15 protein-coding genes are annotated in these 14,865 nt (G+C 60.5%); 11 read left to right on the forward strand and 4 right to left on the reverse strand.

All coding sequences use genetic code 11. The annotated features are described in order from the left end of the window. The first annotated feature begins 19 nt into the window (after positions 1-19). The 4 genes from llg_RS11785 to llg_RS11800 all read left to right on the forward strand — a co-directional run bounded on the left by llg_RS11785 (position 20) and on the right by llg_RS11800 (position 3,040). Positions 20-712, forward strand: coding sequence for a PEP-CTERM sorting domain-containing protein (locus llg_RS11785; RefSeq protein ID WP_338290143.1), 693 nt, complete (start codon positions 20-22; stop codon positions 710-712). A gap of 40 nt (positions 713-752) precedes the next feature. Next, positions 753-1,688 carry a hypothetical protein gene (locus llg_RS11790; RefSeq protein ID WP_338290144.1) on the forward strand — a complete coding sequence of 312 codons (936 nt, stop codon included), beginning with the start codon at positions 753-755 and terminating at the stop codon, positions 1,686-1,688. Between the two features lie 90 nt (positions 1,689-1,778). Next, positions 1,779-2,384, forward strand: coding sequence for a YdeI/OmpD-associated family protein (locus llg_RS11795; protein WP_338290146.1), 606 nt, complete (start codon positions 1,779-1,781; stop codon positions 2,382-2,384). A gap of 101 nt (positions 2,385-2,485) precedes the next feature. Then, positions 2,486-3,040, forward strand: coding sequence for a hypothetical protein (locus llg_RS11800; RefSeq protein WP_338290147.1), 555 nt, complete (start codon positions 2,486-2,488; stop codon positions 3,038-3,040). Positions 3,041-3,301: 261 nt separating this feature from the next. On the opposite strand, the gene llg_RS11805 is transcribed toward llg_RS11800, so the two are convergent. The 4 genes from llg_RS11805 to llg_RS11820 form a co-directional block, all read right to left on the reverse strand. After that, positions 3,302-3,730, reverse strand: coding sequence for a 6,7-dimethyl-8-ribityllumazine synthase (locus tag llg_RS11805; RefSeq protein WP_338290149.1), 429 nt, complete (start codon positions 3,728-3,730; stop codon positions 3,302-3,304). Between the two features lie 178 nt (positions 3,731-3,908). Beyond that, positions 3,909-4,451: an ATP-binding protein gene (locus llg_RS11810; protein ID WP_338290150.1), complete on the reverse strand. Its 543-nt coding sequence runs from the start codon at positions 4,449-4,451 to the stop codon at positions 3,909-3,911. Between the two features lie 371 nt (positions 4,452-4,822). Continuing rightward, positions 4,823-5,272: a hypothetical protein gene (locus llg_RS11815; RefSeq protein WP_338290152.1), complete on the reverse strand. Its 450-nt coding sequence runs from the start codon at positions 5,270-5,272 to the stop codon at positions 4,823-4,825. A gap of 42 nt (positions 5,273-5,314) precedes the next feature. Next, complete coding sequence (locus llg_RS11820; protein WP_338290153.1) at positions 5,315-6,850, reverse strand: YifB family Mg chelatase-like AAA ATPase; 1,536 nt, start codon at positions 6,848-6,850, stop codon at positions 5,315-5,317. 290 nt (positions 6,851-7,140) lie between these two features. Between llg_RS11820 and llg_RS11825 the strand changes: the two genes are divergently transcribed. The 7 genes from llg_RS11825 (at position 7,141) to llg_RS11855 (ending at position 14,851) form a co-directional block, all read left to right on the forward strand. Then, positions 7,141-7,779: a hypothetical protein gene (locus tag llg_RS11825; protein WP_338290154.1), complete on the forward strand. Its 639-nt coding sequence runs from the start codon at positions 7,141-7,143 to the stop codon at positions 7,777-7,779. A gap of 77 nt (positions 7,780-7,856) precedes the next feature. Beyond that, the gene (locus llg_RS11830) at positions 7,857-8,933 is read left to right on the forward strand and encodes a hypothetical protein (protein WP_338290155.1); all 1,077 of its coding nucleotides are present in this window, start codon (positions 7,857-7,859) and stop codon (positions 8,931-8,933) included. Between the two features lie 95 nt (positions 8,934-9,028). Further along, complete coding sequence (locus llg_RS11835) at positions 9,029-9,997, forward strand: hypothetical protein (protein WP_338290156.1); 969 nt, start codon at positions 9,029-9,031, stop codon at positions 9,995-9,997. Between the two features lie 206 nt (positions 9,998-10,203). Beyond that, positions 10,204-10,896 (forward strand): hypothetical protein, encoded by a 693-nt coding sequence (locus llg_RS11840; protein WP_338290157.1) that lies wholly within the window; start codon positions 10,204-10,206, stop codon positions 10,894-10,896. Positions 10,897-10,989: 93 nt separating this feature from the next. Then, the gene (locus llg_RS11845; protein WP_338290158.1) at positions 10,990-12,030 is read left to right on the forward strand and encodes a hypothetical protein; all 1,041 of its coding nucleotides are present in this window, start codon (positions 10,990-10,992) and stop codon (positions 12,028-12,030) included. Between the two features lie 123 nt (positions 12,031-12,153). Beyond that, a complete protein-coding gene (locus llg_RS11850; protein ID WP_338290160.1) occupies positions 12,154-12,366 on the forward strand; it encodes a hypothetical protein in 213 nt (70 codons plus the stop codon). A gap of 16 nt (positions 12,367-12,382) precedes the next feature. After that, positions 12,383-14,851 (forward strand): glycosyltransferase, encoded by a 2,469-nt coding sequence (locus tag llg_RS11855; RefSeq protein ID WP_338290161.1) that lies wholly within the window; start codon positions 12,383-12,385, stop codon positions 14,849-14,851. Positions 14,852-14,865 lie beyond the last annotated feature (14 nt).

The raw sequence follows: 14,865 nt of genomic DNA on the forward strand, positions 1-14,865 counted from the left end.
CCAACACGCCATTCAGATCATGCAACCGCTTTTGAAAAACGGCCTCTCCGTCCTCGGCAGCGTGGCCATGCTCCTGGGCCTCGGTTCCTCCGGGGTGATCGCCGCCACGGTGACCTGGGGGAGCGACTACGCCAGCCAGATCTCCACCAGCACCGGAGATGGGGTGGACTCCAGCTACACCATCGAGATGGGGGTCTTCGTCAATGGCTTCGTGCCGACGGTCGACAACACCACCGAGTGGGCTGCCAACTGGCGGACGCTCGATACCGCCGAATACGATCCGATCAACGGCTACTTCACCGGCACCTTCGACATCCAATCGGATGGCAGCAGCACCGGCACGGGTGCGGACAGCGGGGTCGTGTTTTCCGGGATGATGTCCTACGTGTGGGTTCACAGCAACGGCCCGGAGGATACCTACCCCGAGTGGTTCCTGGCCCGCAGCGGGAGCTGGGTGGTCCCGGATGCACCGGCACAGGATTGCTGCGACAACACCCTCCCGGTGCAGTGGGCGATCAGTGATCTCGGCAATGGCGACACGCCGGTGATCGGGGCGCGTGGCAATTCCATCGGCGGAGGCGTGGCCTCGGAGCCGGGGAACTACGATCTCCAGACCTACCTCGTGCTCACCGTGCCGGAACCCAGCAGCCTGGTCTTGTCGCTGGTCTCGCTCGGCCTGCTGCTGCGCCGCCGCCGCCCTTCCCATGATTGAGGTTTCCCGTCGGGGAAATTTCGAATCACCTTCGTCCCCGATGCCTCATACTGGAGTTGCCTGGGTTCCCTGCTGCCGCCTCATCGCCGGGGTAGTGGCATGGGTGTTGATCGTCTCCTGCGCCAGCGCGAGGAACATCCGCTGGTTCTGCAATCCGCTGACGACGAACCTCACCAGCACGGGGGCGACGATGGATGGCAGTTTCCGGTTCGAACTCGGGGTTTTCGCCAACGGCTTCACGCCCACCGCTGGAAACACCGCCTCCTGGGCGGCCAATTGGGTGCCGGCCCAGCGGACGCTCTACAATGCCACCAACCGGCTTTTTACCGAGGAATACACGGTGGTCGACAACACCGCGCCGTTCGCCGTCGGGGCCGTCGCCTACGTCTGGGGATTCGGTGGACCTACCGGCAGCGAGTGGATTCTCTTCCGCGCGAGCACCTGGACCTGGCCGCAGGCGGATCCTTTGAATCCGATCGCGCTGAGCTGGAATGCCTCGTCCGCCACGCAGGTGATCGTGGGCTCGATCAATGCCACCACGCCTCCTTCGCTGATGCGTTCCGCCGCGGTGTCGAGTAGCGCGCCGCCTCCCACCCCTTGGCCGCAATGGCAGGGCGAGATGCTCGTGGGCACGTCCCAGAATGGTCCCAACGACGACCCCGATGGCGATGGCGTGCCCAATGCGTTGGAGTTCATCCTCGGCACCGACCCGCAGCTCCCGGACCGTGGGTCCGCGATCACCACGGCGATCGTCGAGGCGGGCGGCCAGAATTACCTCCAGCTCGGCCTGCCCCGCCTCTCCGACCGCACCGCCACCGTGGTGCCGGAGGTTTCCACCGATCTAATCCTCTGGTCGTCGGGAGGCTCCGTCACCTCGGTGATCGCCGCCACGCCCTCGTTGCTGACCGTCCGCGTGCTGTCACCGGTGGTCGCTGGAACTACGCGGCAATTCGTGAGATTCCGGGTGGTGCCGTGATGGAATGGCTGGGCCAACTTCGCGTGGTGTTCGCTTGCGTCGGGCTGCCTCCGCGCCGAATCATTCAATGCCGAGCATCCGAATGATCCCATGAGCGCGCGACCGAAAACGACCGGTGTGAATCCCAAGGTGGACGAGTTCCTGAATGATGCCACGAAATGGCGGGAGGAGTTCGAGCGTCTGAGAAAGATCGCCCTTGGCTGTCGGCTCACCGAGGACCTCAAGTGGGGCCAGCCGTGTTACACGCTCGATGGGAAGAACATCGTCCTGATGCACGGCTTCAAGGACTATTGCGCGCTGCTGTTCTTCAAGGGCGCGCTGATGAAGGACCCCGCGGGCATCCTCATCAAGCAAACGGAGAACGTGCAGGCGGCGCGTCAGATTCGCTTCACCAGTGTCCGGGAGATCGTGAAGCTGGAACCCACGTTGAAAGCTTACATCGAGGAAGCCATGGCGGTGGAGAAGGCCGGTCTGGAAGTGGACTACAAGAAGACCTCGGAGTTCGAGATGCCGGAGGAATTCCAAACCAAACTGAAGAGCGACGCCTCCCTGAAGGCCGCGTTCAAAGCCCTGACCCCGGGCCGCCAGCGGGCCTACCTGCTCCACTTCTCCTCGGCCAAGCAATCGAAGACGCGGGAATCACGGATCGCGAAATGCATCCCCCGGATACTCGAGGGCAAGGGGCTGGATGATTAGTTTCTTTGGAGTGCGGGATTGTCATTCCAGTTTGATGGGGAAATCCAACAATTCGTGACGTTTTAAAGCAACCCGAAGTCTGGGCCATTTGAGTTACATTCATGAGCGCGTCATTTCTGGAATACGTCCGCTTTGGTCGGATTGAGGGTCTCCAGTTGGGGCTAACCCGGACTGAAGTCTCCGAGAAGCTGGGGCCGCCAAACAACTGGATTGGGAAGCCGCCGATGTTTGGACCCATCGTGCCTACGGCGGAAGAGGCGGATGTGTGGCTTTACTATCATGATGCCGCGGGGATTCGGTTCGATGAGCGCGGGGTTTCGGACTGTGTTAATGTCTATCCGGAGAGTATTGATCTGAGCTTGTATCCGTTTTTGGGCTGGCCGTTTGGAGCTGGTGCGAAAATGCTGGATGTTCGGAGATGGCTGATTGGGAATGGGGTGTCGTTCTTGGATGGGCATTTGGGGGATGAATATTATATTTTGGCTGAGAGGCGTTGCCTTGTGGTGTGTTTCCCGTATAAAGACGGACAATCGGTTCCCGATTACTTACGGAAAATAGTGATGATGTTGGTTGTGGCGGATGAGGCTGATTTGCCGGATTTTGTAAGGGAGGAGCTGGAAATTACCGGAGGGAGGAATGGTTACGGGTTGAGTTGACGTCGTGCCGGATGACCGGCTTTCTGTCGGGGGATTCGATACTGGTCAGCGCTCTTGTTTCGACGGGCCGATCGTGCTCTTCGGGAAAAGGCCTCACCCATGCGGCGGCTGGAGCGTCCCCCTGAAGAACTGGACAGGGTATCAGGCCTCTCTTACGCCAACAGATTCCGGTCCAGCGCGCGGTATTGGACGGCTTCCTGCACGTCGTCCGGGCGGATGTACGCGCTGCCCCGAGGTCCGGATTCCGAGGCTGGGCAAAAACTACGACCGAGCAGATGCCAGGGCCTCCAGCATCCTCAGACAGGCATTTCCCACCTCCCGGCCCTTGAGGGCGAGGTGATCGCGGAAGAAGGAGAGGCGCTCCTCGCTTTCGTCAAACTGCACCGGAGTGAGGACGCAGGAGAAAATAGGGACGCCGGTGTCGAGCTGGACACGCATCATCCCCGAGATCACGGCGTCCGCCACGAACTCGTGCCGGTAGATGCCGCCATCGACAATCAATCCGATGGCGATGATCGCATCGTAGCGACTCGTCTTGGCCAGCGTCTGTGCCATCAGCGGGATCTCCAAAGCCCCGGGAACCGTGAAGGCCCTGGTCGCCACGTCCTTTCCCAGGGCTTCCATGCAGGCATCCTTGGCGATCCCAAGCAGATCCGCGTGCCAGGTGGCGGAAACAAACGCGATGTTCATGGGGTGGATGGAATCACGCGAACAGGTTCCGGTCCAGCGTGCGGCGAGTCATCCTGCCCTTTACCCGCATCTTTCCGGGTCCTGAAGGGACCGCTCATCAAAGCCTGGGACGAAGTCCCAGGTTGGTCATTGGCTGGGGATCGCGTTCTGAAGGAACGCCTCATGTGCGGGGAGGTCCTCATCGGCAGGACGGGCTCGCGAGGGACCTGTTGGCGTCCCCCGCCACGGAACGCTTGAAACTCGGAGAATCCCTCTCGGCCCCTGCCGGGGCAAAGAAGAGCGAACCTCCGGAAAGATGTGGGTAAAGGGCAGATTGGATCGCCCCAGCACGTCGTCCGGGCGGATGTGGTCGCTGCCGCCGAGGGGGGCGGGCGGAGAAGTTCATCTGCTCCATCGCTTGCTCCAAGTAACCCGCACCGACGCCGTCGAGCTTGCAGTGCTCTCGCACGAGGCGGGCTCCCATTGCGGAATTGGTTTGGGTGGACTTGTTCTTGAAGCGCCGAAGTTGGACCGCGCGGGCGCCCTGGACACGTTCGCGGATAGTGGCGGAGGATTCGCCGCCGTTGGAGGTGGAGGATAGCTCACGGTAATCGACCAGCGGCACATCCACGTGCAGGTCGATGCGGTCCAGCAAGGGGCCGCTGATGCGCTGGCGATAGGTTTCGATCTGGCGGCTGGTGCAGCGGCACTGGCGTTTGCTGTCCCCGTAGTAACCGCACATGGACGGGTTCCGTTCAGGGAGACGTCCGGCATGAATTCATTCTGGGACGCTCGGCGGCGCGCTTACGCTGGTACCGCAGCCCATGCCGGAGAAGCCATAAGAAGCGGCTGAATTGGAGCAAAATGCACCTCCACATCAGCCGCTGACTGCCACGTCCCCGAATCAGCCATCCAGATCGTTTCTTCGACGCCAGAACTCAAGGTAAGAGCCCGGCGCGGTAATACCGCCCGCCGGGATTTGTGCGGGGGCAAACCCGAGTCCCTGCCGCGACTTGTTTACCCTGATCCATAAGAGCCGGATATCCGACACCTACGGCACGCCGTTACAAGTGCCTACCAATGGCGGTTCGGACTACGGATACGATTTAACATTTAGCCCCGAATAGTTTCCGCTTCTTTTTGATATCGATCCCAAGTTTCAGCCGCTCTTGGAATTATGTTTTTCATCCTTGAAAAGAATTCCACAGCGCCACGCTTCATAACCGAACGGAAAACCATCGAATCAACATAAGCGCTTCTGTTGCCTATCGTGATTTTTGTGTTTTTTCGATCAATGGATTCCAGTCGAAGTCGCAATGGTTGATCTGGAAAGAATGATTCATAGATCAGCCCTTGATCTAATTTCCGAAGACCTTCAACGATATGGGGCCATAGCTGATCAACCAAATCCCATTGATCCATCCTCAAGATTTCGCATCCATCAATTACACAAAAAATCGCGCCCTCAATGTAACTTTCGTCAGGAAGCTTCCCCGAAAATTGCTCCACTGGAACAAATCTTTCATCGATTCGAAAATAAGTTTCAATCACTATGTTAGACATGGGTGGGTGGGGTCATTCCTCGCATATTAACATGAGGTTCATTCACGCGAACAAGTTCCGGTCCAGCGTGCGGTATTGAATGGCCTCCAGCACGTCGTCCGGGCGGATGTGCTCGCTGCCGCCGAGGTCGGCGAGGGTGCGGGCGACCTTGAGGATGCGGTCGTGGGCGCGGGCGGAGAAGTTCATCTGCTCCATCGAGTGCTCCAGGTAACCGGCACCGACGCTGTCGAGCTTGCAATGCTCTCGCACGAGGCGGGCTCCCATCGAGGAATTGGTCTGGGTGGACTTGTTCTTGAAGCGCCGAAGTTGGACCGCGCGGGCGGCCTGGACGCGCTCGCGGATGGAGGCAGAGGATTCGCCGCTGTTGGAGGTGGAGGAAAGCTCGCGGTAGTCGACCAGCGGCACATCCACGTGGAGATCGATGCGGTCCAGCAAGGGGCCGCTGATGCGCTGGCGGTAGGTTTCGATCTGGCGATTGTTGCAGCGGCATTGGCGTTTACGATCTCCATAGTAGCCACAAGGGCACGGGTTCATCGCCGCCACCAGCATGAAGCGGGCGGGGAAGGTGAGGGAGCCGACGGCGCGGGAGATGGTGACGTTGCCGTCCTCCAGCGGCTGGCGCATGACCTCCAGCGTCTGGCGGCGGAACTCGGGAAGCTCGTCGAGGAACAGCACGCCGTGATGGGCCAGCGAGACCTCGCCGGGGCCGGGGTTGGTGCCGCCGCCGAGCAGGCCGGCATCGGAAATGGTGTGGTGCGGCGAGCGGAAGGGGCGGGTGGTGAGGAAGGCGCGCTTGGGATCGAGCAGCCCGGTGATCGAGTGGATCTTGGTGGTTTCGATCGCCTCGTCCTCGGTCATGTCCGGCATGATGGTGGCCATGCGCTTGGCCAGCATCGACTTGCCGGTGCCGGGCGGACCGACCATGAGCAGGTTGTGCCCGCCCGCGGCGGCGACCTCCAGGGCGCGCTTCACGTGGTGCTGGCCCTTCACCTCGTCGAAATCGACCTCGTAGCGGCGGTGGGATTCGAAGAACGCCCGGCGGTCCAGCGTGAAGGGGGCGATGGCTTCCTTCCCGATGAGGAAATTCCAGGCCTGGTGCAGCGAGCGCACGCCGAAGACCTGCACGCCTTCAATGATCGCGGCTTCCGGGGCGTTCGCCTCCGGCACGAGCAGGCGGACACGGCCATGGCGCTTCGCCTCCAGGGCGATGGAAAGCACGCCCTTCACCGCGCGCACGGCCCCATCCAGCGCGAGCTCGCCCACGATGCAGCAATCGTCCGCGGCAAGCGGGAGATTTTCGCTGGCGGAAGCCATGGCCAGGGCGATCGGCAGATCGAACGACGGGCCTTCCTTCTTCAGGTCGGCGGGGGCGAGGTTCACCGTCTTGATCCCATCCGCCAGGTAGAGGGCGGAGGCACCGATGGCGGAAATCACCCTCTGGGAGGACTCGCGCACGGCGGCATCCGGCAGGCCCACGACGATGACCTGCGGCTTGTCCGAGCCGCGGACATTGACTTCCACCTCGACCTCCTGGGCATCCACCCCGCGCAAGGCCGCCGAATATAGACGGGTAATCATTCGAACAGCATTCCAGCGGTTGCCGTTTGTCCCGGCAAGGACAAATCCTTGAGGCACCACGGCGTATCATCCCGTCGTTGCCATCGGGATTGTGAACTGAGCGGGGAGTGGCGTCGGATTCGACAATTGAAACCGATGGGGATCGTGGGCCCTATCGGTCATGGCCCGTGACTTGGTGGAGTTTGGATTACCTATCATGATGGGGTTCGCTGGAATTTCGGGGTGATTCTCCAATTATCTTGATGGTTAAACTGGTGTTGCGTAAGGCGTCATTTGTTAGAAAAACTGATATGTCTTCCGAATCACGCCGCAATTTCGTCAAGAAATCCCTCGTCGCGTCCATCCTCGCCGCCCAGCCGACCATCATGGCGGGTCTGGTGAGGGCCAGCGGCGGCGGGGATGAAACCACCACCGCCCCCGAGACCACCGTTGATCCATGGGAAACGACCGGAGCCACCACCGTCGACCCGTGGGAAACCACCGGTCCGGTCACCACCGATGAGGGCACGGACACGACCGTGGATCAGTGGGAGACCACTGCCGTGACCACGGAAGAAACGACCGAAGTCACGACCGAGACCACGGACTATTACACCACAGCCCGCAAGCTCGCCATCCTGTGGCAGAAATCCTCCTGGGGCAATGCCCAGACCATCACCGCCGGTGAGTATGCCACGGCGGACGAAGCGGTGGAGAAGCTGCAAGAGAAGCTGCGCCAGCAACTCCTGAACACGAATGTGACGTCGAACTCCGGCATGGTGGATGTTTCCGGGCGCAGCCGGGAAGTCACCGTCTATTACCAAGGGGCGGGTGGTCAGTGGATCGGCCTTCCTCCGGGGGTCACGCAAGGCAGCAACGGAAAATGGACGGCCACCGTGACGATTCCGGCCGGCACGATTTTCACCAAGTTCTACAGCGGCTCCATCTAACTGGAGTTTGATCTTGCCGGTTCCCTCCTCCGGGGGGAGAACCGGCTTGATCCTGTTGAGTTGCCACGTTCGATCCGATGTCCCGCAAGGCTTATGGTTTGGTTGCCGTATTGGCTGGAATCGCCGGTCTCCTGGTGTATGCCACCCGGACCCCGAACGCGGGGGCTTCCGGGGCCGTCCGTGCCGAGGAGGTGAGCCCGCCGCGGGCCGACGCCCGCCCGCCCCGTCAGGCGGTGGTGCGGAAAGAACGTCCGGCACGGCCTCCGCTCGACGTGAACAACATCCCCCTTCTGAAGCAGGAATACTCCAAAGAGAAGGAGCTGCTTGAGAATCTGGAGTTTCCGGCTGGAGATGCCGAGTTGCTCGATCTGATGGCGGAGGAGCTGGATGCCATCGGAGCTTTCCCCGGGCCATATGACTTCATGCTCTGGGAGGTGTTGTCCGAACGCCTGTCCTTCTGGCTGGTGGGACGAACGGACCAGGATCCGGAGCGAACCTTGTCGAAGCTCGAGCTCCTTTCCAAGCTCTTGGCCGGAAAGCAGGTGGGAGCGAACTCGCCCGCGCTGGATCATTTGATCAAGAACATCGCCGGGAAAGTCACGGGAGACGGCCTGGCCGACCACTACCTGGCACGGCTCGCGCAAGAGGGGGCCACGGGAAGCTCCGCCGCCCTGATGTTGAAATCCGGCATCATCGGAACCGACATCAGCAGGAGCCCCGGCTCGATTCTGGCCAAGCTGGCGGAAATATCCGATCCCGCGGTCAAAGCTGGCGTGGAGAGAATCGCCCTGAAGAACCTGGAACTCCTCAATCCGGATTCGGCCATCGATTACTTCTTCAGCAGTGCCTCCGTCTGCACCCGGGCCCCGGATCTCCTCGCGAGCCTGTTCGGGAACGACTTCCATCTCCGGCAGGACGAGGTTCTCAGGCGGATCGCCGATGCCGCGCCAGGAGCCCACCGCGATTGGGCCATCTGCGAGGTTGTTGGGAAGATCCCTCAGGACAATCCGGATTTGGCAAACTACTGGGTTTCCCAGATTCAAGACCCATTGGTCCGGAAGGAGGCGATGGAGAACGTTAGAAGCGCCGCATCACGGCCGCGGACCACCAAACCCAAGGACGCCTCTCCTTCGGACTTCCCGCCCGGCCTCTGAGGCTGAGGCTTGGGCGGCCATCCCGTTTTCGCAAAGCCATCAGATTCCCGATTATGGTCCGGCGATTCGCTCTTCCTTTCCTGCTCCTCGCCTCAGTGGCTGCCATCCTGATGCTCCAAGCTTCGCGGCAAGGTGGTCCCGAGGTCAAAGACGCCCCAGACCCCCGGTTAAGCAAACCGGAAACTGCCAGTTCATCTCCCATCGGTGGAAGAGTGGAGGCGCCCCTGACGCGGAGGGTGGAGACCCCCGGCTTCGGAAACCTGTCTTCCACGGCAAAAACCGAAAATCTCCGGAAGCGCTTCACTTCCCTGCGATCGGATCTCGCGACGAGCGCCGATCCCGCATCGATCCTCACGGATCTCTGGAGGGACCTCAAAGGACTGGATGCCTTCGGTCAGATGGCATTCAGATCCGTGGTGGAAAATGAATTGGCGAAGTTGGACGACGGTTCTCCTGCCAAATTCGAATGGCTGGCATCGATCTATCCCAAGATAGCGTCAAGTCTCGAGGCCAATTCCTACGATGGGCAGACGTCACGCCAGCACCTCTTCGACATGCTGGTCGCCAATGCAGCCAATGCGGGGATCGATCCTTATCAAGAAGCGCTCAAAATCCAAGACCCCGATGCGAGAGATGCTCTCGTATGCGGAGTCCTGCCGGAAAAAATCATTACCCCTGATGACCTGAGCAGGTATCAAGGAATCATTGACGCGCTTCCTGCAGGTTCAAAAACCAAAACTTACCAAGGGATATTGGATAATTCGGTCTTTGACGATGCATATCGCTCCGTTGCAATTGACGTTTATCTCCAGGGGCTGGGGAGCACGGGGCTGCAAAGCAATGTCGCATCCCATTGGTTCGCCGATGTCGATTGGTTTTCGAAAAAATCCGGTGAGGTTTCACAAATCATCGAAAGATCGAAAGCTGGCCCACGCCGGGATCTCCTGTTGGAGAAAATGGCGATGTTGATTGTCCGAAGCGATCCCGATGCCGCGAGGCAATGGGTGGGCTTGATTTCGGATCCAACCACCGCTTCCCGAGTGAAGTCTCAACTTCCGCAGTGATCGCCGCGTGGCACGGTATGGCTGCCGGTGCAGTCGTTCACAAATGCCCGCCGGGAAGGGGACATTTTCGGCCATAACACCGATTTCCGTTAGATGTGAATTACGCATCATACGTATATTCCCTGGAAAGGAGGAGATGATTCGCCAATTTTCTTGCCGCCCCAACAGATGGTCCCTAAAGCCTCGGACGCTACCGACGCACTCTTATGTCTTCTGAATCACGCCGTAATTTCGTCAAGAAATCCCTCGTCGCATCCATTCTCGCCGCCCAGCCGACCATCATGGCGGGCTTGGTGAGGGCCAGCGGCGGCGGGGATGAAACCACCACCGCCCCCGAAACCACCGTCGATCCGTGGGAGACCACCGCGAACACGACGGCAGATCCGTGGGAGACCACCGCGAACACGACAGCAGATCCGTGGGAGACCACCGGTCCCGTCACGACCGAGGAGAACACTAACACGACCGTGGACCAGTGGGAAACCACCGTCGGCCCAACGGAAGCCACCACCGAGCAGACCACGGATTACACGGAGACCACGCACACCACCGAATTTATCGCCGATCTGATATCCATCACGAGGGATCTCCAAGCCTATGATATTGAGGGGGACGTGTGCGATAATGAGGCGGATGCCTTGAAAACGTTCCAGGAAGCCTGGGAGGTGTTTGTAACGAGTCGGAGCAAGGGTAACAACCCCACTGGCACCTATGCCGACGTCACGGGGCTTACCAAAAATGTCACGATCACCGTGAGTGGCTCGAATTCGACATCCGCCCCCCAGCCTGTTGCCAACCTCCCGTCAGGAAAATTCCAATACCACCTCAATTTGGGGGCGGTCAAGGTGACCACCACCTTCTACGATGTTGGAAATCGGCAGACTTACGTCATGCCCTGATTTCCGGGGTCGATTTCCACTTGCGAAACAGGGGGGATTTGAGGTTGGTTGAAGCCTCCCGAATCCCTTCCGTTTTGCCCAACCTCTTTCCTGGTGATCTCGAAATCGTCGAAGACGTCCATTGCCGTAGCCGCCATTCTCGTGGTGTGCAGCGCGGTGTTTGTGGGTTTCAAAGGATCACCAGGCAGGGACGGGGAGTCCGGGCTCCAGCCGCAGAACCGCTCTCGATCATCCAGTCATGACGCTGAAGGTTCGAACATTGCGAACCGGCCTCCTAGGCCACGTTTGGATCGAAAGAGCTCTGGTTTCAGCGCCACCTTCGAGGCTGAGAGAAATCGTATCGCCGGGCTGGAGTTTCCCGGTGAAATAGCTGGCTTACGGTCTGTCTTCGAAGAGGAGATTGCGGAAATTCTCCGCTATCCTCCTTTGGAGCAAAAGATACTTTGGAAGGACTTCAGGAAGAGGCTGGGTGATTGGATCATATCCGGCGGAGGCGCTTCCCCCGAAAGGACCATGCTTTGCTTGAAAGGTATTTCGGATTCCCTCGGGAGAGACGATGTGGTCGTGGGTGGGGTGGTGGTGTGGAAGGATTTGCTTGAGGATGTAACAAGGGGCATTTCATTTCAAAATCAGTCGGATTCCTATCTGCGGTTTCTGGAAAAGCTGGACGGTGGCGACCGGCCGAAATGGGTTGATTCCATTCAAGGCTCGGTCTTGGGAAGGATGCTGAGCCGGGATTCCACAACGGCTTTGGAAAGCATGAAAGGGATCGATAATATGGCGGTCCGAGCGGAGGCGGAGAAGCTTCCGCTGCAAAATATGGCACGCGTCAACCCGGATGCGGCATCGGCCTTTTATCTGAGTTCAGAATCCTTTTGCGCCCGGGACGCCGAGACCATCCATGCGCTTTTCCCGACTGTGAATGGAGCGGTTTCAGAAAGAACCATCGGTTACATAAGTTCGGCGCCGCCGAGCATTCGGCGCGATTGGCTGGTTTGTCAGGTTGTTCAAGATGTTGCGATCCGTGATCCGGATGCGGCTTTGGCGTATTTGGATTGGATCGGGGATGAGGGTGTGAAAAAAGATGCTGCCGCCATTGTGGCTCGGGAGCGAAAGCTTGGTAGGAGTGAGTGATGGGGTTCGGTTTGATATTTATCTTGCCGGTGCTCCTCCCAGCCGGGGAAAGCCGGATGTCCTTTGGAGACCTGGATTTTCATTCAATGTCCCGAAAGGCCTGCTTTCTAATCCTCTGAAGAAATGGATTCCAATGAATTGAATCCCGAACCTCGCTTCATCGCCGTATTTAACATGGATTCGAATGTGAATCGCAATGGGTTCGGGTTTTCTGATTTGGCATTGTCGATGTGCGCCAGCGGTGCCGAAAGGCCGGTGTGTCTATTGGAAAATGGCCGGAAGCGGGATTGCGAACAAGGGGTGATGATGGGGTGGCGCAATTGGAATTTTGTTTGAGCAAACACGAGCATAAATGATCAAGATCGTTCTTTCCTCCGACCAACGCGGTCTTCCCTACAACGCGACGCTGATCGGCAGCGTGTTGCGACGGACCACTGCCAATGTCCACGTGCGTTTCTATACCCGCGGCTACCGCCGCGAGTCGTTCACGAGCGGCCGTCTGAAGGTGGATTTCATCGAAACGGACGAGGCGGTGACGGGCCGCTACCCGGGCCACGTGAACCTGGCGGTGTTCGACCGCCTGCGTGTGATCCGGGATTTCGATGACTGGGACCGTTGCCTGATCCTGGATCATGACATGGCGGTGTTGTGCGACCTTGCGCCGTACTTCGCGGAGGATTTCGAGGGCAACCTGCTGATGGGCCGTCTGTTCGGGCCGGGGAATACCCTGGGCCTGCAGATGAAGTCCCGCGGCGGACTGCCGGAGGACTGGCAGCACTGCGAGGACCACCCCTATTTCTACATGGGGCCGATGATGAACCTCGCCGCGATGCGGGAGGCCGGCACCTGGGAAAAACTGCTGGCGGCCCACGAGGCGATCGGCCAGGACGAACAGCTTTCCCTGACAGCTGCCACGGATGGCCGGGTGAAGGGCGTCGACAAGAAATACAACCTGGTCCCGCAATGGGACGGCCTGGAGTCCGTGGCCGCGCGCGCCGCGAAATCGGGTTCCGAGGTGTATGTGGAAAACGGCATCACCTGGCGGAACGGGGTTCCGGAGGGGATCATCCACTGGACCGGTTTCGGCAAGCCATGGCACTACAAGACGCGGGTCTGGCGCGCGGATCTGTGGGAGGCGGAGAAGACCTCGTGGGAGCACCTGCGGATGGGGTTGTGGGACAAGCCGGTGTCCGTGGAAGTGGGTGCGACGAACGGCCACGCGATGCGGGCCTTGGCGAGGCGCGGTTGGAAGGTGAAGGCCGTGGGGCCGAAGTTCGATCTCGCCGCGGACCGCTACCATGTCCCGTATGGCGACCTGGAGCTGGTGGAAGCTCCTGAGGAAGCAGCCCCGGCCTTGCTGGGCACGCTGGGAGATGGTGTGGACATGTTCCGTTTCGGGCCGGATTCCCAGCCTTCCGGCTGGCTGGCGGGTGACACGATTCGCCCGAAGCATTGTGTCCTCAGCGGCCCGATGGAGGCCGGGGAGGTGGCCAAGCTCCGGGATTTCGGTTACCGTGCCGAGTTCCGCATCGCGCGCCGCGAGTGGCCGCAGGGTGGGCCTCACCCGAAGGTGTTGGAGTATGCGCTGGCCCCGGAGGCGCTGGCGGTGGGCGAGGAGGAGGAGCTGTATCTTTCCCGGGATCTGGAGGCGGCCCTGCCGTTGGAGCGTTGGGGACGTCCCGCGACGCTCGTTGAAACGGAGGCCCCGGAACTGGCGGAGGATCTGGTGGCATTTCTCGAATCCGATTGGATCAGCCGTTTGGCCGCGCCTTCGTTCATCTTCTGCGCCGGCTCGCCGGCGGTGACCGTGCGGTTGGCAGGCCGTTTCCCGGGCGCGCGGATCGCCGCGGTTTCGGATTCGGCCCGGATCGCCACCCGTTACAATGGGCATCCCCAGATCGAGCCGGTGCACGCGCCGGTGTCGCCGGGAGTGCCATGGTACGACCCAACGAAGCTGGATTTGGAGCCGATCGACCTGGTGGTGGCTGGCGATGGCGCGCGGCTGCGCGACGGTTGCCAGTCGCTGGGGCCGTGGTTGAAGCCAGGTGCGATCGTGCTGCTGGACAGGATTTCCTTCACCGAGGAAAAGGATCCGCTGGAGCACTGGCGAAGCGGAGGCTGGAGTGAGATCGCGCGCGGGGAATCCTTCGTGGCGTTCCAACAGCAGCCCTCCGGCCCGCGGGTGGTGCCGGGGTGGGATGTTTCCGCGCCCACCCGGGCGATGGCGGATCTGGCGGAGCGCTTTTATCTCATCGCGACTCCGGAGCAGGCGGCGTCCACCGTTTCCTCCACGGCCATGCTGTGGCCCGGTGTGCCGTGCGAGACGATCCTGCAGGAAACACCCGCCGATGCGGAGATCCGCTGGCAGGAGATGAAGGGGATGGAGGCGCACGGTAGCCCCGGCAACCTGCGAACGGGCTATGTGCCCACCGCGGTGGGAGAAAAGCGCGCCGGCATCCGGGCCTTGGAGGCGTTCCTCGCCAGCGGCGCGGACACGGCTTTGATTTGCCTGAGCCGCTGCCAGTGGCGGGAGGATGCCGATGCGATCCTCGAGCGCGCTTCCCTGGAGCTGCCGGAGGATTGGGACCTGCTCTACTTGACGGCCAGCCCGCGCGCGCGGCACCAGCCATGGTCACCGCATCTCGTGCGGTTGCGTGGTGCCCGCCAGTGCACCGCCATCCTGTGGACACGCCGCGCCGCGGAACGCCTGTTGCCGGAGCTGGCGGCGGCGGACTGTGAATGGGATGTCTTCATGGAGCGCTCGCACGCCGCCGTGAATGCCTATTGTGTGATTCCCATGCCAGCTTCGCTTGACAGATGACATGTCGGGAAGTC

It is taken from the genome of Luteolibacter sp. LG18, assembly GCF_036322585.1.
GTDB lineage: Bacteria > Verrucomicrobiota > Verrucomicrobiia > Verrucomicrobiales > Akkermansiaceae > Luteolibacter.